Consider the following 22055-nt stretch of genomic DNA (forward strand, 5'->3'; position numbering starts at 1 on the left):
ATTGAGCCATCAAATACGAAGGGATAGGGTCCTTATGACGACGGTAACGCTCAGCCGTTGGGGCAACAGCAGCGGCATCCGAATTCCGAACCAGTTTCTCAAGAGGATGAATCTGGTCGAAGGCGCGGAAATGGAAGCCGTGCTGACGGAAGATAATTGCATCTTGCTGCGTCCGCTGAATCAGACGGATGCGAACGAACAATTGCGGGAGCATCTGAACATGCTGCTCTCGAAAATCAAGCCGGATTCCTCGCGGCATGAGGAGATCGACTTGGGAATCGAAGGAGACGAGCTCATTTGACCTTTCCCGCACGCGGCGATCTCGTCTGGCTCGATTTTGATCCGCAGGCAGGCAGAGAGCAGGCAGGCCGCCGCCCCGCCCTTGTCTTGTCGGAAGCTTTGTTCAACGAGCTTACCGGCTTTGCCGTTGTATGTCCCATCACCAATCAAGCCAAAGACTATGCGTTTGAAGTGCCGATTCCGGAAGGCCTGGCGTTTTCCGGAGTTGTCCTGACCGATCAATTCAAGAGCCTTGACGTTCGGAAAAGGAAGATCAAGGTCGTCGGGAACGCGGCGCCGGAATCGGACTTTTTCAAGAGCGTGCTTCAGAATGTCCGCTCCATTTTGGCTTGACCCTCATCTTTCGATGGACTCCGATGGAGTCGTTCCAAAAACAAGACGCTGCGCCGGCATCCCTCGAGGCTGCCGGCTTCGGTCAGAGGCTCGGGAACAGATCCAGGCTGTCGATCTCGGCGTAGTTGCTGACGCGGGTGAAGCGCACCGTGTTCGAGCCGGCGTTCAGATAGACCTTGGCCGTGGACGTCCCCCAGTTGTTCCAGCCGGAGTAGGCGACATAGAAGTTCGAGGCCGCTCCGCCGTTCACCGACAGCCCGTGGATCGCCCACGGCTGGCCGCTCGTGCCGTTGCCGGTGCGCGCTGCGAGCACGTACCAGCCGGCCGCAGGAGCGCTGACCGTGAACTGCACGTAGCTCGCCGCCGTATCGATGTAGCCGACCTTGCGGCCGCCGGAGGCGCTGGCCTCGTTGGTCGCCGCCGCGCCGCCTCCGAGCGCGGCGTTCTCCGCCTCATAGCGCTCGCGGGACGGCTCGCCGGACGGAACGGCGATCGGCGCATTCGGCGCGGCGGGGGAGCCGAGGTTCGGCGTATTGTCGGCGTTCCAGCCGAACTTCTGCGCGCGCACCTGGCGCGTCCAGCCGGCGCCCTGCCAGCGGGCGGAGTGGTAGACGATCCAGTCCTCGGCGCCGTCCGGGGACTTGGTGAAGCTGTGGTGGCCGGGGCCGTAGATGCCGTTCGCGCTGGCGAAGATCGGCGTGCTCTTTTTCGTCCAGGACGAAGCGTTCAGCAGGTTCGCGGACGTGCCGGCGGTGATGAGGCCGAGGCAGTAGCCGTCGGTCCAGCTGCCGCTCGCCGAGTAGACGAGGCTGATCGTGCTGCCGCGCACGATGACCTGCGGGCCTTCGTTGACCTGCGGCGTCGTGTTCGTCTCCCAGCTGTACGTCGGCGTGGCGATGCGCGTGCGCGCGCTGCTGATCGTCCACGGGTTGCTCATCTGCGCGATGTACAGATGCTGCTTGTCGTTGACCGTTCCCTCCCAGCCCGACCAGAGGAAGTAGCGGCTGCCGCCGACGGTCAGCACGGTGCCGTCGATCGCCCAGCGGTCGGTCGCGTCGCTGATCTTGCCCTTGAGCGTCCAGCTGCCGGTCATCGGATTGGCGCTGGCGTTCTCCAGGACGTACATGCGATGGTTCTCGTTGCTGCCGTTGTCGGCGGCGAAGTAGACGTACCATTTGCCGTCGAGATAGTGCAGCTCGGGCGCCCATAGGTTGGAGCTGTACATCGTGCCTGCGGGCGGCGTCCAGACGACGGCGCTCTCGCCGGCGTCGATGCCGCTGAGCGTCCTGGAGCGGGACAGCGTGATGTTGCCGCCCGTCGTCTGCGTGTAATAGTAGTAGCCGTCCGTATGCTTGTACATCCATGGATCGGCTCCGTCCTGCTTGATGACGTTGAAGAAGGTCGAGACCGGGGCGGCATGCGCGCGCTCGGCGCCGAGCGGCAGCACCAGCGTGACGGCGAGGAAGCAGGCGAGGGCCATCAGGGCGAGGCGTTTGATCATGATCGATTCCTCCTTGGGATGGTCGCATATGCGAGATGCGCCAAGCCCAGTCTACTCGGTTCAGGGAAGCGCTTCCAGGACATCCTTTTGCAGATGCCGGACGTATTTCTAGATCGTGGAATGGAAATGGCCGCAAATGGGCAAGCCGACCGGCTCTAGACGGAATCGGCATCGTCCATCTGGAACGATTCAGCGGCGGCTCGAGCGGCCGAAGCAATTCTCTTGCCGAAGCCAGGGAGCTGACGACGAATCAGATCGTTAGCAGGTTGAAATGACGCCATTTCCATGCCTAACGACGCGTGGCGGGCTTAGCCGTTAAAAAGACGAAAAAAATGAGCGAAATGGGGGCGTCGGAGCGGTTTAAGCGTATGACGCGTCGTTAGTCGATCATGAAGGCGGAATATGGGGCTCTAAGCGCACCAGGGATCGTTGCCGCGGAATGCCGTCAGCCGGCAGCAGTTCAAGCTGCTCATTGGCATTATTCCGGCTGCTTGCCGGCAGCAGTTCAGCTGCTCGTTGGCATCATTCCGGCTGCTGGCTTGCAAGCCAGCACGGAGACGACAAGCGAACCGGCCAGGCCGCAACGAAGCTTCTCCGCCAGGCGAGCCGCGCCGTCAAGAAAATGATGCAACGCAAACGAGACGAAGCCGCTTCCTGCGGCTTCGTCTCGTTTGCTGCTTCCATTCCTCTGCGCCATGCGCCTTGCGGGAGGACCGCTTTCACGGCAGGCTTTCCAGCCACGCGGCCATCGCTTCGGCGGTGTGACGCGCCTGCGCGCCTGCAGGGAGAGTCGACTTGCCGTCGCCCCGCTGCTCGCCGTAAGCGCCGAAGCCGGCATGATTGCCGCCCTCGATCGGCACGTACGCCGTGTCCGGCGGCAGCCAGCGCTTCGCCTGGCCCCAATCGCCGCGGTCCATCACCTCGTCGTTCGTCGCGAACACGGACAGAGCCTTCAGGCCGCTTCCGTTCAGGTCGCCCTTGGGGTCGGGGTAGGAGGCGAGGAAAAACACGCCCGCCAGCCGGTCCGGATGCTCCGCCGCATATCGGGCCGCCATCACGCCGCCGAGGGAATGGCCGCCGATGACAAAGCTCCCGTCCCGGGCCGAGTCCAGCACCCCGTCGGCGCGGCTCCCTCCCAGCACGGCGAGGTCGAGCGGCATGCGGATGAGATAGGCCGGGTAGCCTCGGCGGGAGAGCTCAAGCGCCAGCGGCGCGTAGCTGCGCTCATCGACAAGCGCTTCGGGATACAGCAGGACGGACGGGCTCTTGCGATCGCCCGTCGGGACAAAGGCGATGAAGGAGTCGGTTTGCTCGACCTCGACGTCGGCTGCCCGCAGCGCTTCCTCGGCCTCGGCAGCGGGACCGTAGCTCAGCGCCTTCAGCGCGATCAGTCCGGCCGCAGCCAGCAGGAGCAGCGAGGCGCCGATCCACATCGCCGCCTTGGTGCTGCGCCGGCGCTTCGGGCGGGACTGGGAGTTGGCAATTTCGCTCATCGTCTAGACCTGCAGCGAGCCGGCCGTCTCCGCGCCGCCGATCGAGCAGGCGAGGATCGCCGCATCGAGCAGCTCCAGCTCGCCGGCGAGCGCCGCGCGCTTGCGCTCGAACTGCTGCAGATGCAGCACCCCCGTCTCGTCCTCCGGGTAGCGCTCGACATATTGGCGCATCTCGGCCAGCGTCAGCTCAAGCTCCTCCAGCTCCCCCGGCCCCGCCTGGCTGGCGGCAAAGCCTTGGCTCAGCCGATCGTCCTGCATCCTGTATTCGTTCATCATCATCATGGAATTCATCGTTGTCGTACCTCCTGATTTCTCGCGTTCGTTTCGGTCCGGATGGGCTCGTTTCGCTCCGAGCCGGGCAGCCCTCGCTGCCGTCCGCTTCCTTTATTACCACCGCGAGTCCGAGTGAAACAACGAAAAGGCCCTCCCTTATGGAAGGGAAGGGCCTTGCCGGAAAGGAAAGGGTCCATCCGCCGCAGAGCATGCGGAAAAAGGGCTCGATTCTACTTGAATTTCTTCCAGTCCATGCTGCTGTTCTCAAGCAGATACTCCATGCTGCTCTCGTTGCGCTTCTGCTCGGCCTTGCGCGCTTCTTCGGCGCGACGGCGCTCTTCCTCGCGGACGCGCTCCTGCTCCGCGCGCATGTCTCCCGCCTGGTTCTTCAGGCGGTCGACGAGCTCCGCCGGCAGCAGATCCTTCAGCGTCGCCGGCTTCGCCGCCGCTTCCGGACGCGGCTCCGGCGCGCGGCCCCGATTCTTTTTGGCCATATTGCGGCATCCTCCCCTCGCGTCTAGCTTGCTCGCAGGCGATTATACCACAGCGCGCCCCTCCCGGCATCTGCCGCGCTCGGCTCAGCCGATCGACAGGCGCAGCGTGATGCCGGAAGGATCGACGACCTCAAGGCCGCCCTCCGCCTCGCGAACGTCGACGCCGCCTGCCCGCAGCCGGTCCGCCGCCGCCTGGCGCGCCGCCTCGTCCGGGAACAGGATCGTGGCGAACTTCAGGCCGACGGCGTTCTCCGGCGGATGCTTGGCGCCTCGTCCGGCCCAGATGTTGAGCCCGATATGATGGTGATAGCCGCCGGCGGAAATGAACAGCGCCCCCATCGACTGCCAGCCGTCGACGATCAGATCGAAGCCGAGCAGGCCGCAGTAGAACTGGCGGGCCGCCTCCAGCTCCGCCACATGGAAGTGGACATGGCCGATGACCGTGCCGTCCGGCAGCCCTTCCCACGGCTGGCCCTCCGCCAGCGCGAGCAAGCCCTCGACGTCGACCGGATCGGTGCCCATCCGCACATGGCCGCTCTCGTCGTACGTCCACTCGCTGCGCGGACGGTCGCGGTAGATCTCGATGCCGTTGCCGTCAGGATCGGTGATGTACAGCGCCTCGCTCACCCAGTGGTCGCCCTGGCCGATGTGGATGCCCGCCTCGGCCATGTTGCGAAGCACGAGCCCGAGCGACCGGCGATCCGGCACGAGCACCGCGAAATGATACAGTCCGGCCGCCGAGCGGCGGTCGACCGCCGCGGCATCCGGCCTTTCCTCCAGCTCCAGCAGCGCCTCGTCCGAGCCGGCATGGCCCAGCGCGGCCTCGCCGCCGCTGCGGCTCAGTACGCGGAAGCCGAGGATGTCGCGATAATAGGCGATGGAACGGTCCAGGTCGCGGATCTTGAGCCGGACCTTGCCGATGCGGACGGCGGGATCGATCGAGCCCTGCAAAGGATTATTCATCATGGATGCACCTCATTAGTTACTTATTTTTAGTTAGTATAATACATAAAGTAAATAGATGCAATCGTCAGCGGATCCGATTCGTTCCCATGAAAAAGGGACGCTGCGAGCAGCGCCCGCCTCGTCCCTTTTCGGCTCTTCCCTATCGTATCCATTTCGAGCGGCTTCATTCAAAGTCGAGCCGGCCGCAGGAGATCGGAGCGGAGCGCTCTTGTCTCTCGTCAATGCTTCAAATGATAAGGGACCGTCGCGATGACGATGTCCTTGCGGTTGAACAGATACGTCCGCAGCAGCAGGCCGGTCTGATTGTGCAGGATGTGCTGCCACCAGTGCTTCGTCACGAACTGCGGGATGAGGATCGTAATATGGTCGGTCTCCGCCGTCTTCCACTCGACCGTGTCGATGAACTTGAGCAGCGGCCGCGTGATGCTGCGGTAGCTGGAGCGCAGCACGATCAGGCGAACGCCCGGGTTCCACTCCGCCCACTTGGCCTCCATCCGCTCGATGGAGTCGTCGTCGAAGCCGACGTAGACGGCGACGACGTTGTCCGTGAGCGACTTGGCGTAGCCGATCGAGTTGCTCACGACGCGCGTGATGCCGGCGACCGGCACGACGACCGTGCTGCCTTTGATGACCGGCTTGTCGGCGGCGAGGTCGATGCGCAGCTCGTCGGCGACTTTGACGTAGTGGCGATGGATGCGCAGGAACAGCCACATGACGACCGGCAGGAAGACGAACACCATCCACACCTGGGAGAACTTCGTGAAGATGAAGATGAGCGTAATGCCCAGCGTCGTCAGCATGCCGACCGTATTGATCGCGAGCTTGCCTCCCCAGCCCTTGGGCCGCAGCCGCACCCAGCGCACCATCATGCCGAGCTGCGACAGCGTGAACGGGATGAACACGCCGACGGCGTACAGCGGGATCAAGTTCTCCGTATCGCCGCCGAACAGCACGACGAGCACGATCGAGAACGCGGCGAGGAATAGAATGCCGTTGGAAAAGCCGAGCCGGTCGCCGCGCACCATGAACGCATGCGGCATGTATTTGTCCTTGGCCAGCATGAACGCCAGCAGCGGGAACGCCGAATACGCCGTATTGGCCGCCAGGAACAGGATGAGCGCCGTCACGCCCTGGATGAAATAGTACAGGAAGCCGCGGCCGAACGTCGAGGCGGCGATCTGCGACACGACCGTCTCGTTGTGGCTCGGCGTGATGCCGTACCAATACGCCAGCACGCTGATGCCGAGGAACATGCCGCCGAGGATGAGGCCCATCATGACGAGCGTCGCGGCGGCGTTGCGCTCGGCCGGCTGCTTGAAGTTCGGAATGGCGTTGGACACCGCCTCGACCCCGGTCAGCGCCGAGCAGCCGGAGCTGAACGCCTTGAGCAGCAGGAACAGGCTGACGTTGCTGACGGCCGTGCCGAGCTCCGGAATGTCGGGATGGGCTCCGCCGGTCAGGTAGCGGATGACGCCGGAGACGATAAGCACGAAGATGGATACGACGAACAGATAGATCGGAATCGCGAGCACCGAGGCCGACTCGGTGACGCCGCGCAGGTTCATGAGCGTGAGGAACAGGATGACGACCGTCGCGATCAGCACTCGGTGGTCGTGCAGCGACGGGAACGCCGACGTGATCGCATCGGTGCCGGCGGAGGCGCTGACCGCGACGGTAAGGATGTAGTCGATCAGCAGCGAGCCGCCGGCCAGCAGGCCGGTCGTCGTGCCAAGGTTGTTCTTGGCCACGACATAGGCGCCGCCGCCCATCGGATAGGCGAAGATCGTCTGGCGATACGACAGGATGAGGATCAGCAGCAGGCCGAGCACCGCGATCGAGATCGGGATGCTGTACCAGACCGCGGCGAAGCCGGCGACCATCAAGGCGATCAGGATCTGCTCCGTGCCGTAGGCGACGGAGGACAAAGCGTCCGAGGACAGGATGGCGAGCGCCTTAAGCCGCCCCAGCTTCTCTCCTTCGAGCTCCTTGCTTTTCATCGGCCGGCCGATCAGCAGCCGTTTCATTCGGTTTGCCATCATGCTTGCTTTCCCCTTTGCGCGCGCTGCGCCTTGACATGGTTGAGTGCTGGCGGCCCCGTCTGCGCCGGAGCCATGATGTATCTTACACCCGGCCCTTATCGCTGTAAATAAACATTTACACCTAAGCTTCTTGCTTCTCTCCTTTCAACCGAAAACCATCCTTCCGAAACGCAATTCGAGCCGTCCCGTTCGGCCTGAACGCGCCGAAGAGCCCTTGCAGCCGGCAAGAGCTCTTCGGCGGAGGCGGCTCAATGACTGGACTTGTCGTCCTTCTCGTTGCCGTGCTTGAAGTTTCCGGTCAGCTTGGCCATGACGAGCTGCGTTCCTTTATGGTCCTGGCCTGCAATCGCGCTCAAGAACCTGTCGCTTGCCTTGCCGGCGAGAGTCTTTACATGTTTGCCATTCCAATAGAGGAATATCCCGTTGTTTTTGGTGCGCTTATAGGTAAATATTTCTTCGTTCAGACGGCCGCGCTTGTCGATTGCCATGTCGTTCCTGCTCCTTTATTCTGCATCTCCCTCCATCATAGAGGCGCGTCTCTTCCCCCGCGAGGCCCGATTCGGCTTAACCTGTTTTCCACCGGCAGTTTCATTTGTAAACGAGATGTAACGGGATTGAGATTTTTTCTTCAGGTTGGTTTAAGATTCGATGCTTAAAATGAACACATGACCCCCCTTTGAATAGAGCATCATCTTGGGCTCGCCGGCTGCCACCGGCGGGCCGCTTTTTTTCCCCGCAAGCAAAAACGCCGGCGGGATCCGCCGACGCTGTTGTCCTTCTATTCCGTTGCGCTTGCCGCCTCTTCTTCCGCCGGCCCGGCCGCTGCGGCTTCATTCCGCTTTGCCGCCCGCTGGATGACGGACGAGAGGAGCGCGAGCGCCAGTCCCTGGCCCCAGCCCTGCGCCCATTTGCGGTCGATCTGAAGATAAGCGTCGACGTCGTTCATGACGGCGGTGCCGCCCGACACGTTTCGGACCCGCCCGTTGTCGGCGATATTCGCCAGCACGCCGTCGAGAGCCTTTTGAACGTACTTCGTATGAAGCGGGTTGCCCTGCTGGACCATCGCCGCGGCGATGCCCGCTGTCGCCGACACCTCGCCGTACGCATCCGGGCAGTCCAGCACCGTCCCCCACAGGCCGTCGTCCTTCTGAAGCTTCTTGAGCGCTGCGAGCTGGTCGCGCAACGAGCTCCAGATATGCATCATCGGCGGATACAGGTAGCCCTCCGGCACCTCGCCGGCGGCTCGGGACATCGTATAGGCCGCCCAGGCGTTCGCGCGCGCCCAGTGGATGCCGGACATATGGTTCTGGTGGACGTGGGTGTAGCCGTGGTACCAGAGGCCGTTGTCCTCGTCCTGCAAGTAGTTGATGTGCCACAGGAACTGATGCAGCCCGTCATGGATCAGCCGCTTCTCGTTCAGCTTGACGCCGACGCGCAGCATGAAGTACGCCGCCATGAACAGCGTATCCGCCCAGCACTGCTCCGGAAAGTCGTTTTTGGACGACACGGTATGCTGCAGCACCCGGTCGCCGAACCGCAGCGCGCGATTTTCCAAATAATCGATCTTGCTCAGGATGATGTCGAGGTATTTCTGATCCTTCGTCTCCTCGTACAGAGTGAGCAGCATATGCCCCATGGCGCAGGTGTTCACCGTCCAGCCGGGCAGGCCGACCTCGATATACTCGTCGACCCAGCGGATCATCCGCTCCAGATACGTCTTGTCGCCCGTCGCCTCGTATGCCCGGCTGACGCCGTAAAACGCGACGCCGCCCGGCCAGTCCCAGGTCAGATCCATCCCGAACGTATAGTCGACCACCCGATCCGCCACCTGGTTCAGCCGGTCCGCGGAAGCCAGTATGTTCATCCGTCCAAGCCCTCCATTTCCTGAAAAGCATGCGGACATTCGGCCTGCTCCGTCCGCATGCTGTCGTTTGTAATGGATTATAACGGCTTCACGAGCGGGATGACATACAGATATCCGACTTGTTTCAGCGAAAAGCAGAGTCTTGGCGGCGGCGCTTCTCGGCTGCGCCGGACTTGAGAGCCGAAGCGAGCGTGACGGCGGCTCCGCCCGCTCCGATCCAGGTCAGCGCGGCGACGGCATGATTCCAGCTCAGTCCTTTGCCAAAGAAGAACAGCTCCCGAAGTCCGTCGACCATAAACCGCATCGGCAGCCAAGGATGGATCCAGTCCCGGTAGAACGGCGACATCATCTCCGGAGCCAGAGCGAGCAGCGGAGCGCCGAAGAACAGCATCAGCGCGAACACGGCGATGCCCTTGAGCCCCAGCCAGGACACCACGGCCGTGATGAGCAGGAAAAAGCTGAAGAAGGCAAGCGCGAGGAACAAAGCCGTATCGACGAACTGCGGAATCGCAAGCCCGATCATAGCCTCCGCGATCCAGGCGAAGCCGAAGCCGACGAGCAGCGCCACGACGGCTCCCGCGCCGATGTGGACGAGCTTCGTCGCGAGCGACCGCTTGCGATCGGAGGCCGCGGATTTGCCGAATGCCAGGAACAGGACGGCGGAGCAGGCCATGCTCGCCATCCAGAGAGGCTGGAACAGCGAGATCGGCGCGTTGCCGTTTGCGCTTTTCGTGCCGATCTCGTTGACGTTCGTCACCTTCTTGGCGATCGGAACGGCCAGCGCGGCCGCCTGGTCGGGCGACAGCGTCGCTCCCTGGGCTTGGAACGCATCCAGCACCTGCGCGCGGATCTTCTCGCTCAACGTATCGACGACGCCGTTCAGCACTTGGCCGGCCGCGGTAGCCGCCGCCGCGTTCAAGCCCTGATTGAGGTAGATCCGAAGCTCCGGCGACGAGGGAGACGGAGTCCGCAGCGAAGCCTGCTTGGCGCTGAAATCCTGCGGGATGACGAGCGCGGCATAATAGTCCTTGTCGTTCAGGCCTTGCCGCGCCGCGTCCTCATCCTTCACGACGACCCACTCGACAGCCGGCTCCTCGCCGGGGGCCGTCGGCGCTTGCCGGATCGTCTCGACGATCGTCTCGCCCATATTGAGCTTCGGCTGGCCGGAGATCTCGACTCCCTGATCCTCGTTGACGACGGCGATCGGCAGCTGCCGAGGCTTGATCTGCACGCTCGGGAACAGCGTGAGCGAGAATACGAATACGATCAGCAGCGCGATGACCGGCGCGAGCAGGACGAGCTTTTTTTCTTTGGCTTGCATGTCAGGATCCTCCCTTTAGATAGACGATGGATTTCCAATTCCGCGGAGCAGGAAGCGGACCGCTTCCTCGATCTCCTCGTCCTCGATGACGTCCTGGTTCAGGAGCACGAGGCGCGAAGCGAAAAATCCGCCGACGAACGTGAACAGATTTTTGAGCAGCATAGCTGGAGGCAGTTCAATGAGCTCCCCCCGCTGCTGGAACAGCTCGATGACCGGAATGAGCCGGGAAGCCGCGACATCGGCCAGATAGGGCAGGATGTCGTTTTTGAGCTCTTCCTTGTAGATCAGCTCCTTGATCAGGACGCGGAGGATGTCCTTGTTCTCCAGCGCGAAATCGACCCGGTTGCGGATGAACGCCCGCAGGAACCCTTCGAGCGACGAGTTGGTGCGGACGATGCTTCCAATGACCTCTTCCGCCATGACCGGAAAGATTTCCTTGACGCGAGGGACGAGCAGATGAAGCAGCAGCTTCTCCTTCGTCCCGTATTGCTTGAAGATGCTCGCCTCCGACACCTCGGCCGCTTTTGCGATTTCCGCCGTCGAGGTATTGGAATAGCCCTTTTCGGCGAACAATTGAATGGCCGCCTCGACGATCCGCTCCTGCTTGACCGTCAGCTTGGATGCGCCGGAGAGCAGGATTTCCTGGAACAGGTTGCTGGTCAACCTCCGTTCACCTCATTCTTCCCGATTCAAAAGTAAGTACTTACTCACTGGGTTATATCACTCCGCTGCGCAACGGTCAAGAGCGCTCGGCGCCGGATGCCGGCCCCGAACGCTGTCCCCCTCCTATCGGCCCGGATAGCCGACGATCCGTCAGCTCCGCCGGCCGCGATGCTCCGCCGCGATCTCATCGATTACGCGCCTGCCCCATTCGGACAGCTCCGAGCCTTTTTCATGCCACTCGTAGGTGATGAGCGCCTTCCAGAGCGCCCAGCCGCGGGCGCGGTCGATCACGCCCTCGTCGGCGGCCATGCGCCCCAGGAACACGGCTCTGCTTGGGGCATCAAAAAAATTCCATGCCATCACCAAATCGCTGGACCGGTCGCCGACGCCCATCGTGCCGAAGTCGATGACGCCGCTCAGGCGGCCGCCGCTCGCCAGCAGGTTGCCGACCGCGACGTCTCCATGCAGCCAGACCGGCTGGCCGGAGAACGGCGCCGCCAGCGCCCTCTCCCAGACCTCAGTCAGCAGCGCGGCATCGAACGGAGCGCCCGGCCTCGCCAGCACGGAGCGGGCATCGTCTTCATAAACCGCGAGATCGCCGCCGCGATGAAAATTCTGCTCGCCTGCCGGCACGCCGTCCGTCGCGTCGATGGCCTCCAGCTCCAGCAGGAAAGCGGCAAGATCCTCGGCGAACTCGATTTTATCGCGAATCGCGGCACGGGAGACCGGCTCGCCGGCCAGCCAGCGATTGACCGACCAGGGCAGCGGATACTCCTCATCCGGCTCGCCCTTGGCGACGGGCACGGTGATCGGCAGCGTCAGATGCGGCTGAAAGACGGGGAGCCATTTCTGCTCCTTTTCCACGGCGGATGCGTAGCGCTCATGGCTCGGCAGGCGGACGGCCAGCTCCGGACCGAGGCGGAACGTGCGGTTGTCATGGCCGCTCTCGTCGACCGGACGCACCTCCAGACGGCTCCACTGGGGGAACTGGCGGGCGATCAGCCTCTGGACGAGGTCGGAGGTGATGCCGATCGTCCCCATCAGGCATCCGCCTCCAAGCGGAACAGCTCTTCCAGCTGGACTTGAAACCCTTCGAATACAAAGGAGGGCACGCTGCCCTTATCCATATACAGCTCCTTGACCTTGTACTCGCCATCTGCCAGCGCAAACACATGGACGGCACGGTTGCCTGGGTCTACGATCCAATATTCGGCGACGCCATATTTTTGGTACAGCTCGAATTTCTCATTGAAGTCCTTGAGGGCGGTGGACGGCGACAAGACCTCGATGACCAGCGTCGGGGCTCCATGACAGCCCTTTTTCCCGATCTGATCCTTGGCGCATACGACGGAGAGATCCGGCTGCACCACATGATCGGGCGAGCGGTAATCACCGCTTTCGCTGAGAAAGACATCGAAGGGAGCGACGAAGACTTGGCAGCTTCTGCGCTGGAAGTAAGCTCGCAAAGCGAAATGGAGCTCTCCGACGACGGACTGATGGAGCGGTGTAGGGGCGGGAGACATGCTGTACGCCTTCCCGTTGATCCATTCCCAGTTTCCTTCCCATGTCTGCCAGTCCTGGTAGCTGTAGACGGCTTTTTCGTCCGGAAATGACATCGGTCTCTCCTCCTTCGAGTTCCTGCATCCTCGGATCGTTCTAGGGAAAGTATACCCCATCTCTTCAGGGACTGCACTTGCCCCCATCCCTCATAGTCCCGTCCACCGTCGCATAGATTGGGTATGAACCTCAACTTTCGCACGGAGGGATGGAACGGACATGACTCAGGACGAGATCCGCCAGCTGGAGCGGGCGATCGACGAGATCACGGAGATCGCGGCCGGCTTCGGCCTTGACTTTTACCCGATGCGCTACGAGATCTGCCCCGCGGACATCATCTATACGTTCGGCGCCTACGGCATGCCGACCCGCTTCTCGCACTGGAGCTTCGGCAAGTCCTTCAACAAAATGAAGCTGCAATACGATCTCGGCCTCAGCAAGATCTATGAGCTGGTCATCAACTCCAACCCCTGCTACGCCTTCCTGCTCGACGGCAACTCGCTCATCCAGAACAAGCTCATCGTCGCGCATGTGCTCGCCCACTGCGACTTTTTCAAAAACAACGCCCGCTTCCGCAATACGAACCGCGACATGGTGGAGAGCATGTCCGCTACGGCCGAGCGCGTGACGCAGTACGAGATGCTGTACGGCACGGAGACGGTCGAGGCGTTCATCGACTCGGTGCTCGCCATCCAGGAGCATATCGATCCCGCGCTCGTGAAGCCGCGCCAGCTCGACAAGTCGCTGCAGGGCGAGTTCCTGCGCCGGGAAGCCGAGGAAGCCGAAGCGCCGCCCGCGGGCGCCTACGACGACCTCTGGTCGCTCGACGAGGACGATGCCGGCGACCAGGACGTGCAGCCGGACCCCCACCGCTTCCCCCGCCAGCCGGAGAAGGATCTCGTCTGGTTCATCGAGGAGCACAGTCCGACGATGCAGGACTGGCAGCGCGACATCATGAGCATGCTGCGCGAGGAGATGCTGTATTTCTGGCCGCAGATGGAGACCAAGATCATGAACGAGGGCTGGGCCTCCTACTGGCATCAGCGCATCATCCGCGAGATGGACCTGACGAGCGAGGAGACGATCGAGTTCGCCAAGCTCAACTCCTCCGTCGTCATCCCCGGACGCGGCAGCCTCAATCCGTACTACCTGGGGCTGAAGATCTTCGAGGACATCGAGAAGCGCTGGGATGAGCCGAGCGAGGACGACCGGCGCCGCTTCGGCTACAAGCCGGGACGCGGCCGCGAGAAGATCTTCGAGGTGCGCGAGCTCGATTCCGACATCTCGTTCCTCCGCAACTACCTGACCAAGCAGCTCGTCGAGGACATGGACCTGTACATTTTCGAGAAGAAGGGCCCGGAGTGGAAAATCACCGACAAGACGTGGAAAAACGTCCGCGAGCAGCTCGTCGTCTCCCGCATCAACGGCGGCTTCCCCGTGCTCGAGGTGCTGAACGGGGACTTCAACCGCGTCGGCGAGCTGTACCTCGGGCACAAGTACGAGGGCGTCGAGCTCGACCTCAAGTACGTCGAGCGCACCTTGCCGCATGTCGTCAACCTCTGGGGCAAGGCGGTCCATCTGGAGACGGTCGTCGAGGACAAAAAAATCGTCTTCAGCTGCGACGGCAAAAAGACGAGCCGGAAATTCATCTGAATCGGAAGCGAAAGCAAGCCGCCCCGCGCGAACGGGACGGCTTGCTTGTCTGAGCAGGGAAACTCCGGACGTCAGCCGCCCGCTCTTGCTTTCATGTTCAGCCACAGCGCTTTCTGGAAAGCTTCGATCGGCCGGTCGTAGTTCAGCGGCTTTCGGATGATGCGGTTATGATAGCCGATGCGGTCAAGCGGATGGGCAAAATCATCCCGCTGGAAGAAGGAGATTTCCGTCATCGTGCCGATGACGCTGCGGCTGTTCGTTTTTGCGATGGAGAAAGTCGTGGCTTCTTCCAGGTAGAGGCTTACCGCCCGCTCCTCCAGCTTTTGCTGCAGCAGGTACTCCCGCAGCGTCTGCACGAAGGCGCTTTGCAGCTTGTCGAGCTGGCCGGCGCGGATGCCCTCGAGAAAAAGGCAGAGCAGCGTCTCGTCATTGACGAGCAGGATCTGCTTGCGGTTGTTCAGCTTGATGATGTTCGCATGCCAGCTGTACAGGCCGTCCGCCGCCTGCTCGTCCGGCTTTGCCTTCATGTCCTTCAGCAGCGACTGGGTCATTCGCAGCGTAATCATGCTTCCGTCCTCATTTCCGTTCGGCGGTTCCGATTTTACTTTCCACTATACGGCCAGCACCGCCGGCTCGTCCATCCTTCAGCCGCCATTCCTTGAAAAAAGCATTGACAAGCATTGCCGAATAGCTGTAGCATCATCCTTGTTCGTAATTTTTACATATAGGAGAGGGTTGGATTGAACAAGCTGTCCGCATTCGCGCTTTCGCTGAGCGCGCTTGCTCTATTGCTGCCTGCATCCGGCGCCATGGCGCACGGGACGGTAGAACGCATTTCGGAAAGCACCTCAGCCGAAGCCCGGCTGTTCGTGGCTGACGGCCAGAATGGCGATCTCGTCACGATCGATCTGCCGAGCGGCAAGACGGTCTCGCGGCTGTCCACGCCGGCCTCGATCATGAGCCTGAGCCTGGCGCCGGACGCCCGCCATCTGTTCGTCACGCGCGGCCGCGACACGGACAAGGATTACGTCACCGTCGTGAACACCGGCTTCGATCCGGCGACCGGCGCCGCCCGTCCTCCGATCGTCTCACGCACGTTCGAGGGCTACTCGCCCGACAGCTCGCATCCCGTGGCCGGCTTGCCGACGATCGCCAACGAATCCAAAGCGGAGCTGCTGCTGCTCAGCGGCGATCTCGACTCGCTGGACGGCGTGAGCGTACGCAAGCTCGCGCTGGCGGGCAACGCCCATTACCACTATGCCGAGGCGGGCGGCCTGCTCTACGTCGGCCATCTGCAGCAAGGCTTCGTCCAGGTGCTCGACCTCGAGAGCGGCCAGGAAAAGACGCGCATCCCCGGCTGCCCGGTGCTGCACGGAATCGCCGAGGACGAGCCGAGCGGCCGCCTGCTGTTCGGCTGCCAGAACGGCACGCTGGTCGTCGGCACGCAGGGCGCGGAGACGGCGAAGGCCGTCGCGCGCATCGACTATCCGGAGAAGCAGCGCGTCGCCGCTTTCCTGGAGGGCAAGGACCGCGTGTTCTGGGGCTACACGGAAGGCACGCTGCCGCTGCTGTACAAGCTGGACGCCAGCCGCCAGCCCTATGCGTATGAGACGGTCGCGATCGAGCCGTCGATCCGCCAGGCGGTGTCCTCGGATCAGGCGTACCTGCTGAGCCTGCGCCGATCCGGCATGCTGGAGATCCGCGACTCGGCCAGCGGCAGCCTGCTGCGCGCGACGGCGATCGGCAAAGGCTGGAGCGCCGACTTCCATGAGCATGTCGACAAGGCGGTGCTGCCGGATATCGCCACGAGCGCGCGCTACGCCTATGTCAGCCTGCCCGGCGAGGGACGGATCGCCCAGGTCGAGCTGGCCTCCGGCAAGCTCGTCCGCTACCTGGAGGTCGGCGGCGAGCCGACCCGGCTGGAGCTGCTGGAGAAAAAGGGCGGCGACGATGCGCCGTCCGCCTCCGAGCCGTCCGCTTCTCCAGCGGCAGCGGAGCCGGCGCTGAAGCGCGGCGATAAATCCGTGCCGCTGGCGGCCGCTCCGCTGATGCAGGACGATCATGCCTGGCTGCCTTTGCGCAGCACGGCCGCAGCGTTCGGCCTGCGCGTGCAGTGGCAAGCCGGCGCCGGCATCGCGGTGAGCGGGGAGGGCCTGTCCGTGCAGCTGACGATCGGCGGCCGGACGGCGAAGGCAGGCGGCAAGGCGGCGGAGCTGCATGCTCCGATCCGGCTCGTCGGCGGCTCCGCCTACATCCAGGAGCATGATCTGGAAAGCCTGCTCGGCATCCAGCTGCTCGGCGCGGGCGGCCATGCCCACGGCGAAGGGCATGAGCATGGCGAGGAGCATGACCACGCGCATTAAGCGCATAGCCTGATCGGGACGACGACGCGACATTTTCTCCCCGATTTTTACACGACTGGAGGAATTCGGCCCTCTGATGCCAAAGTAGTCGTGGAAAAAGGAGGAGGAATGAGCGATGCAGACCCGGCATGAAGTGTTGTTCAACCAGCTTGAAGCGTATCGAAGCGAGCTGCTCGAACTCGCCGAGGCGGCAGGCGAGGACGCCGCCGACCGGATCCCGGACGGATTCGCCAACAACATCCGCTGGAATCTCGGACATGTGTTCACGGACCAGTACCTGTGGATCCGGGCGCTGACGAAGGAGGAGGTCCCCCTGCCGCCAGGCTTCCCCGCTTGGTTCGGATACGGCACGAACCCGAGCCTTTTCACGGCCGAGACCCCCTCGTACGGCCAGCTGCTGGAGCTGCTGCGGCAGCAGCCGCTGCAGCTGAGGGAGCGGTACGGCGATCGGCTCGAGGAGAGCTATCCGCCGACGGAGATGGGGATGCATACGATCGAGCAAGTGCTTGTGCGCACGATCTTTCACGAAGGACTGCATATCGGAGCCGTCCAGGCGATCCGCCGCCAGCTGAACCGGCAAGCGGCCAACGCCGGCTGAACAAAAAATCCAAGGCTTATGAGAGCCTTGGATTTCTTTTTGTATCAGCGTAAGGAACTAGAGCCGATGGTTGCGCTTTTCGTCCAGGTAGATGTCCAGCGCGGCGATAGCGCGTTTCAGCAGCTTAATTAGAAGATAGAGCACGTAAAATCCAATACCAATCAATAGCAGGTAGACGATGCCAATGCCAAGGGGCAAAAAGAAGCTAAATGCGGAAAAGCCGGTAGCCGAATTCATTGCTCCTCCTCGGATTCAGCGGCATTTTTTCCTGCCGCAGATTTTGTCGGCCGTTTCAGCCGGGTCGAATAGGGCCGAAAGCCAGCGCTTCTCCAGAAAGCCATCCCTTCGGGATTGCTCTCCAAAACATCGACGGTCACTTCCGTGCCTGCAGAAGCATGGCGGTCCACATACAGCCGGACAGCCTGCTGCCCGATGCCGCTGCGCCGATGCTGCCGTTCCACGAACAGCTGCCGGATCTGGCCGTTCCCATCCTCGCTCCGCCGATGCAGCAGATAACCGGCTGTCCGCTCGTCAAGCATGATCCATTGGGCATGCCACTCCTCCGAGAGGAGCCAGCCGCGCATCCGTTCCAGCAGCTCTTCGTCGCTCATCGGGTTCGAGCTGCGCTCGTCCTCGATCAGCATCCGATTCATCTGCGCAAGTCGCGGCGCATCCTCGACGGCAGCCGGAACCAGCCGCACCTGCGCGCCAGGCCCCGAGCCGCCAGCGCTAGAGGCGGGGTCTTCTGGCCCGCGCATCCTCTCCAGCTCTTCCTCGATCTCGCGGTTGTACGCCTCAAGCTCGGGATCATGCGTCTCGCGCTCCGCAAGCTTCGCTTCCTCCTCCATCGCCCGCTTCAGCTCGCGCTCCGCGAGCTCCTCCGGCCGCAGCAGGCCGAGCTTTTCGCGAATGGCGGTCAAATCCTCCTGAACCGACTTCGTTTTCTGGTACAGGCTGAACGTCAGCATAAGAAGCGCGATAAGCACGATTAGAATCATGTCCATCCTCCTGGCGTCGCGGCGAGCAGGCTGCGCAGCTGAGCCGCATGCCTGCCGTCGTCGCCACGGTCCATTTCCGCAGCGCGGACCGCGAAGGTCGGAACCATCCAGGCATCCGCCAGCGCCGGGTCCATCCCGGACAGCGAGAAGTACTCCTGGCGATAGTCGTGATGAAATAGCTCCCTGAGCTCGCGCCGGCGCACCCATTCCGGAGCGCCGGGCGGGAGCGACCGCCCCTGGAGCATCATCGAGCTGCGGGCTACATCCGCCGCCGGATCGCCGACAAGCGCGTTCATCCAGTCGATGATGACCGGTCCTCGCGGAGACAGAATGATATTGTCCGGATGAAAATCATAATGGCATACTCGCTCGCCTGCAGGCAGAACGTCCAGCACGGCCTGAGACGCCTGCTTTTCGCTTTCCGTGAGCCAAGGCGCCCATTGGATCATCCGCGCCATATCCGTCTTGAGCTCCGGACCGCCCTCGGCGCGGACGCCGTGCAGCTCGTTCTGCAGACGAGCCATCATCCGGGCATAGGCGGAAACGCTTGCCGCCGACGGCTCGATCGTCCATAGCATCGTCAAGCCCTCGATCCGCTCATAAATCAGTCCCGGCCGACCTTCAAACTCGACGAATCCGCCAAAAGAAGGGGCATTCAAGCCGAGCTTCTGAAAAAAGACGGCCTTGGCCGCTTCTTTCTCGGCTTCCTGACGAGCCGTCGAACCGTCATGGAATAGTTTGACGACCTCCGTTTTTCCCCAGCGGTAAATCGTCGCCGTGTTCCCCCTGCCGATCGGCTCGCCGAGGGTCGAAGCCAACCCATCCTTCAATGAACCCACCTCATTTCGATGGATCTAGCATACAGATTCTTCCTTATCGTGTAAATATGCCGACCGCCCCGGAATCGACACATTGAGATCGCTTCCAACAGGCAAGCTATCGAATCCTCAGGACCGATCCCCAGATCCTGTCCTCAGTCCTAAAAAAAGTTAGTTGCACATTTTTAGTTATCACGCTATACTGTGACTTATTCAGTCACAATTCATTTTCAAGGGAGCGATTTTTTTCATGGCAAATGTTCTATTCATCAAAGCAAACGACCGTCCTTCGGATCAGGCCGTCAGCGTTCAAATGTACGACGCCTTCCTGGACTCTTATAAGAGCACTCATGCCGGCGACACGGTGACCGAGCTTGATCTGTACACGGAGCTCCTGCCGTTCTACGGCAACACGGCGATGACCGCGATGTTCAAAGGCGCGCAAGGCATGGAGCTGACGGCCGAGGAGCAGGAAGCGGCCGATCGCGTCAACCAATACGTCAACCAGTTCCTCGAAGCCGACAAGGTCGTCATCACGGTTCCGCTGTGGAACTATGCCGCTCCGGCTCCGCTGATCAACTATGTCGCATACATCGCCCAAGCCGGCAAGACGTTCCGCTACACGGCGAACGGTCCGGAAGGCCTGGCCAAAGGCAAAAAAGTCGTGCTGCTGAGCGCGCGCGGCGGCGTGTACTCCGAAGGTCCGATGGCCGACTTCGAAGCGGCTGTCCGTCCGCTCAAAGGCGCATTCGGCCTGTTCGGAGCCGACGTGCAAGAGCTCGTCATCGAAGGCCACAACCAGTTCCGCGACCGCTCCGCCGACATTCTGCGCGAAGGTCTGGACAAAGTGAAGGCTGTCGCTTCCGACTTCTAAGAAACGGCTGCAACCACGAACGGAGGATCCCCATGCCTGGCATGGAGATCCTCCGTTTTTTTGCTATTCGGGCGACCGATGCCGGGTCATCGGGGAGCCAGAGCTTTTTCCAGCCAGGGCTTGATCAGCGGCAGCGCGGCGTCCGGCTGCATCGCTTTCACATGGTCCATATCCGCTCCCCGAAGAAGCTCCACCCGCCATCCTGCCTGCTCCATGGATCTCCGATGGCGCTCGATCGGCCCGGCGATATCGACGGTCACGCCGCCGAACCTTTCCCCGTAGGCGATCATGTCCCTTTCTCCGGCAAAGACCAGCCTCGGCATCCCCAGCTTGTCCTGGACGCGCCGATCATCGAAGTCCGCCAGGCTTTCATACAACGTCCGAAACTGCAGCGCGACCTGCGGATCGACCGTGACCGGAGCGCTGTCCCAGTCATGCTCCTCCATGGATGGCGGAGACTCTGGAGGCGGCACGGAAGCGCCAGGCCGCAGCCAGTTCTGCCGGGCCAGCTCATGCGTGCGGCGGGTCACCTCCAGCATCTCTGCATAAGGCCCGTCCAGAGGAGGGAAACCTCCCATGACGAGGCTTTCCATCCGATCGGTGCGGATCGCCACCTGCAAGCCGACCAGAGCGAGCCACGAGTACCCGTAATAACTGAAGCGCCCGACCTCCGCGGCATCCGCGATCTCCAGCATGTCCCTTGCGGCTCGCTCGGCAGTCAAGCCTTCCGGATACGGATTCGAGAAAAGATAGCTTTCATAGTCGAAATATACGACCCGAAACGATTCCGCCAGCCCTTGAACGAACCGCTCTCCAAGAAGCGGGTCGACTCCCCACTGCAAGAGCGCATCGGCCTCCTTTCCGTATACGCTCCGTTTTGCTCCCGGCAGCAGGACGACTCGTCCATCCGGCCTCCCCGCAACCCCGACATCGATCTCCCCGCGAGACAGCTTCGCCTTTCGGTCCATTCGGCATCCTTCCTTTCCTTTTCCCTCTCCTTATCAGGCTACTACATGAAGGCAAGCTTTCGGTTCGACGGGCGGAAAGCCTTGATTCGCGGGTCTCAATCCGGTTCAATGTTGTTGTAGCGCTTCAAGGCTCTACATGAAGGAGGAAAGGTGAGGCGATGCAGAAGATGCAGAAGCTCTACGCGCCTAGCCAGCTGGCCGAGCTCCTGAAGGTCAGCACGACGACGCTGCGCCGCTACGAGGATCTGGGCCTGATCCCGGATGTGCCTCGAACGGAAAGCGGACGCAGAGGCTATGCCGAGCTTCATCGGCAAGCTTTTCAGACGATCCGGGCTCTGCTGAAGGCCGGCTCGATCCCGCTCGCCTACGAAACGATGCGGCTCCTCAAGCAGGGACGAGGCGGGCAGGCGCTGTGGGGCGTCAATCGGCAGCAAGCCGATATCCAGGCGGAAAAGGAGCGGGTCGAGTCGCTCCTCGTCTGGATCCGGTCGGCTGAGTCGGATCCGCCAGAGAGAGCGGACCGCAAGAAAGGAAGGACGATCGGAGAAGCGGCGGAGCTGGCCGGCGTCCGGCCATCCGCGATCCGCCACTGGGAGAAGGAGGGGCTGATCGCCTCCGAGCGGAATCCCGCCAACGGCTACCGCCTGTTCTCGAATCGCCAGCTGCGCCGGATCCTTGTCATCAGCAGCTTGAGACAATCGGTCTATTCGATAGACAACATGAAAAAGCTGCTCGATGAGCTGGACGGCCGGCAGCTCTCCAGCGTCGAGGCTTCCTTCGAGCTCGCTCTGGAGAAGCTGAACGGTCAGCTGGAGCGGCAGTTTCAAGCGATCGCGGAGCTGATGGCTTATCGGAAGCAGCTCATAAAAGCCAGCCTTGAATGAACCGGCGTGGGCGAAAAGGTGACGGGGTTGGTTAAAGGCCCCTGCACCGATTCGTGACCGGAGGCGTACTTGTAAGGATAGGGGAGCCGAAGCCG

24 protein-coding genes are annotated in these 22055 nt (G+C 62.1%); 7 read left to right on the top strand and 17 right to left on the bottom strand.

Annotation, left to right across the window (positions count from 1 at the left end; genetic code table 11):
- Positions 1-34: 34 nt before the first annotated feature.
- Positions 35-301 (top strand): AbrB/MazE/SpoVT family DNA-binding domain-containing protein, encoded by a 267-nt coding sequence (locus tag H582_RS0115090; protein ID WP_240479028.1) that lies wholly within the window; start codon positions 35-37, stop codon positions 299-301.
- A complete protein-coding gene (locus H582_RS0115095; protein ID WP_028599189.1) occupies positions 298-633 on the top strand; it encodes a type II toxin-antitoxin system PemK/MazF family toxin in 336 nt (111 codons plus the stop codon). Before H582_RS0115090 ends, H582_RS0115095 begins: the two co-directional genes overlap by 4 nt.
- 82 nt (positions 634-715) lie before the next feature.
- Here H582_RS0115095 and H582_RS0115100 read toward each other — a convergent pair whose 3' ends face one another.
- The 12 genes from H582_RS0115100 to H582_RS0115155 all read right to left on the bottom strand — a co-directional run bounded on the left by H582_RS0115100 (position 716) and on the right by H582_RS0115155 (position 12863).
- Complete coding sequence (locus H582_RS0115100) at positions 716-2134, bottom strand: family 43 glycosylhydrolase (protein WP_043111409.1); 1419 nt, start codon at positions 2132-2134, stop codon at positions 716-718.
- 719 nt (positions 2135-2853) lie between these two features.
- Positions 2854-3627 carry an alpha/beta fold hydrolase gene (locus tag H582_RS0115105; protein WP_028599191.1) on the bottom strand — a complete coding sequence of 258 codons (774 nt, stop codon included), beginning with the start codon at positions 3625-3627 and terminating at the stop codon, positions 2854-2856.
- 3 nt (positions 3628-3630) lie between these two features.
- Positions 3631-3918 (bottom strand): hypothetical protein, encoded by a 288-nt coding sequence (locus H582_RS0115110; protein WP_028599192.1) that lies wholly within the window; start codon positions 3916-3918, stop codon positions 3631-3633.
- Between the two features lie 212 nt (positions 3919-4130).
- Positions 4131-4394, bottom strand: coding sequence for a DUF3886 domain-containing protein (locus H582_RS0115115; RefSeq protein WP_028599193.1), 264 nt, complete (start codon positions 4392-4394; stop codon positions 4131-4133).
- An 84-nt stretch (positions 4395-4478) separates the two neighbouring features.
- A complete protein-coding gene (locus tag H582_RS0115120; protein WP_043111445.1) occupies positions 4479-5357 on the bottom strand; it encodes a VOC family protein in 879 nt (292 codons plus the stop codon).
- A 221-nt stretch (positions 5358-5578) separates the two neighbouring features.
- On the bottom strand, positions 5579-7396 hold the full coding sequence (locus H582_RS0115125) for an APC family permease (protein WP_028599195.1): 1818 nt from the start codon (positions 7394-7396) through the stop codon (positions 5579-5581).
- A gap of 251 nt (positions 7397-7647) precedes the next feature.
- Entirely contained in the window at positions 7648-7887 is a 240-nt protein-coding gene (locus tag H582_RS0115130; RefSeq protein ID WP_028599196.1) for a hypothetical protein, read from the bottom strand.
- Positions 7888-8177: 290 nt separating this feature from the next.
- Positions 8178-9263: a glycoside hydrolase family 88/105 protein gene (locus H582_RS27830; RefSeq protein ID WP_052333310.1), complete on the bottom strand. Its 1086-nt coding sequence runs from the start codon at positions 9261-9263 to the stop codon at positions 8178-8180.
- Between the two features lie 124 nt (positions 9264-9387).
- Positions 9388-10584: a YhgE/Pip domain-containing protein gene (locus H582_RS0115140; protein WP_028599197.1), complete on the bottom strand. Its 1197-nt coding sequence runs from the start codon at positions 10582-10584 to the stop codon at positions 9388-9390.
- 15 nt (positions 10585-10599) lie between these two features.
- On the bottom strand, positions 10600-11247 hold the full coding sequence (locus tag H582_RS0115145; RefSeq protein WP_052333311.1) for a TetR/AcrR family transcriptional regulator: 648 nt from the start codon (positions 11245-11247) through the stop codon (positions 10600-10602).
- Between the two features lie 150 nt (positions 11248-11397).
- On the bottom strand, positions 11398-12288 hold the full coding sequence (locus H582_RS0115150; protein WP_028599199.1) for an aminoglycoside phosphotransferase family protein: 891 nt from the start codon (positions 12286-12288) through the stop codon (positions 11398-11400).
- Complete coding sequence (locus H582_RS0115155; RefSeq protein ID WP_028599200.1) at positions 12288-12863, bottom strand: Uma2 family endonuclease; 576 nt, start codon at positions 12861-12863, stop codon at positions 12288-12290. Before H582_RS0115155 ends, H582_RS0115150 begins: the two co-directional genes overlap by 1 nt.
- Before the next feature lie 160 nt (positions 12864-13023).
- Between H582_RS0115155 and H582_RS0115160 the strand changes: the two genes are divergently transcribed.
- Positions 13024-14457, top strand: coding sequence for a SpoVR family protein (locus H582_RS0115160; protein ID WP_028599201.1), 1434 nt, complete (start codon positions 13024-13026; stop codon positions 14455-14457).
- A gap of 71 nt (positions 14458-14528) precedes the next feature.
- Here H582_RS0115160 and H582_RS0115165 read toward each other — a convergent pair whose 3' ends face one another.
- A complete protein-coding gene (locus H582_RS0115165) occupies positions 14529-15023 on the bottom strand; it encodes a DUF6933 domain-containing protein (protein WP_028599202.1) in 495 nt (164 codons plus the stop codon).
- A 174-nt stretch (positions 15024-15197) separates the two neighbouring features.
- Between H582_RS0115165 and H582_RS0115170 the strand changes: the two genes are divergently transcribed.
- On the top strand, positions 15198-16820 hold the full coding sequence (locus H582_RS0115170; RefSeq protein ID WP_028599203.1) for a stalk domain-containing protein: 1623 nt from the start codon (positions 15198-15200) through the stop codon (positions 16818-16820).
- Between the two features lie 115 nt (positions 16821-16935).
- On the top strand, positions 16936-17418 hold the full coding sequence (locus H582_RS0115175; protein ID WP_028599204.1) for a DinB family protein: 483 nt from the start codon (positions 16936-16938) through the stop codon (positions 17416-17418).
- Between the two features lie 57 nt (positions 17419-17475).
- On the opposite strand, the gene H582_RS0115180 is transcribed toward H582_RS0115175, so the two are convergent.
- The 3 genes from H582_RS0115180 to H582_RS0115190 are packed head-to-tail and all read right to left on the bottom strand — an operon-like array spanning position 17476 to position 19246.
- Positions 17476-17655, bottom strand: a complete 180-nt coding sequence (locus H582_RS0115180; protein WP_028599205.1) for a hypothetical protein — start codon at positions 17653-17655, stop codon at positions 17476-17478.
- Positions 17652-18416 carry a GNAT family N-acetyltransferase gene (locus tag H582_RS30200; protein ID WP_052333312.1) on the bottom strand — a complete coding sequence of 255 codons (765 nt, stop codon included), beginning with the start codon at positions 18414-18416 and terminating at the stop codon, positions 17652-17654. The genes H582_RS0115180 and H582_RS30200 overlap by 4 nt, the downstream gene beginning before the upstream one ends.
- Positions 18413-19246 carry a phosphotransferase family protein gene (locus H582_RS0115190; RefSeq protein WP_240479030.1) on the bottom strand — a complete coding sequence of 278 codons (834 nt, stop codon included), beginning with the start codon at positions 19244-19246 and terminating at the stop codon, positions 18413-18415. The genes H582_RS30200 and H582_RS0115190 overlap by 4 nt, the downstream gene beginning before the upstream one ends.
- 238 nt (positions 19247-19484) lie before the next feature.
- Between H582_RS0115190 and H582_RS0115195 the strand changes: the two genes are divergently transcribed.
- Positions 19485-20108, top strand: coding sequence for an FMN-dependent NADH-azoreductase (locus H582_RS0115195; protein ID WP_028599207.1), 624 nt, complete (start codon positions 19485-19487; stop codon positions 20106-20108).
- Between the two features lie 86 nt (positions 20109-20194).
- Here the strand turns inward: H582_RS0115195 and H582_RS0115200 are convergent, their stop codons facing one another.
- Positions 20195-21076: an alpha/beta fold hydrolase gene (locus tag H582_RS0115200; protein ID WP_028599208.1), complete on the bottom strand. Its 882-nt coding sequence runs from the start codon at positions 21074-21076 to the stop codon at positions 20195-20197.
- Between the two features lie 158 nt (positions 21077-21234).
- On the opposite strand from H582_RS0115200, the gene H582_RS0115205 reads away from it, so the two are divergent.
- Complete coding sequence (locus H582_RS0115205; protein WP_307719985.1) at positions 21235-21960, top strand: MerR family DNA-binding transcriptional regulator; 726 nt, start codon at positions 21235-21237, stop codon at positions 21958-21960.
- Positions 21961-22055: the final 95 nt, after the last annotated feature.

Source organism: Paenibacillus pasadenensis DSM 19293 (genome assembly GCF_000422485.1).
Taxonomy (GTDB): domain Bacteria; phylum Bacillota; class Bacilli; order Paenibacillales; family Paenibacillaceae; genus Paenibacillus_O; species Paenibacillus_O pasadenensis.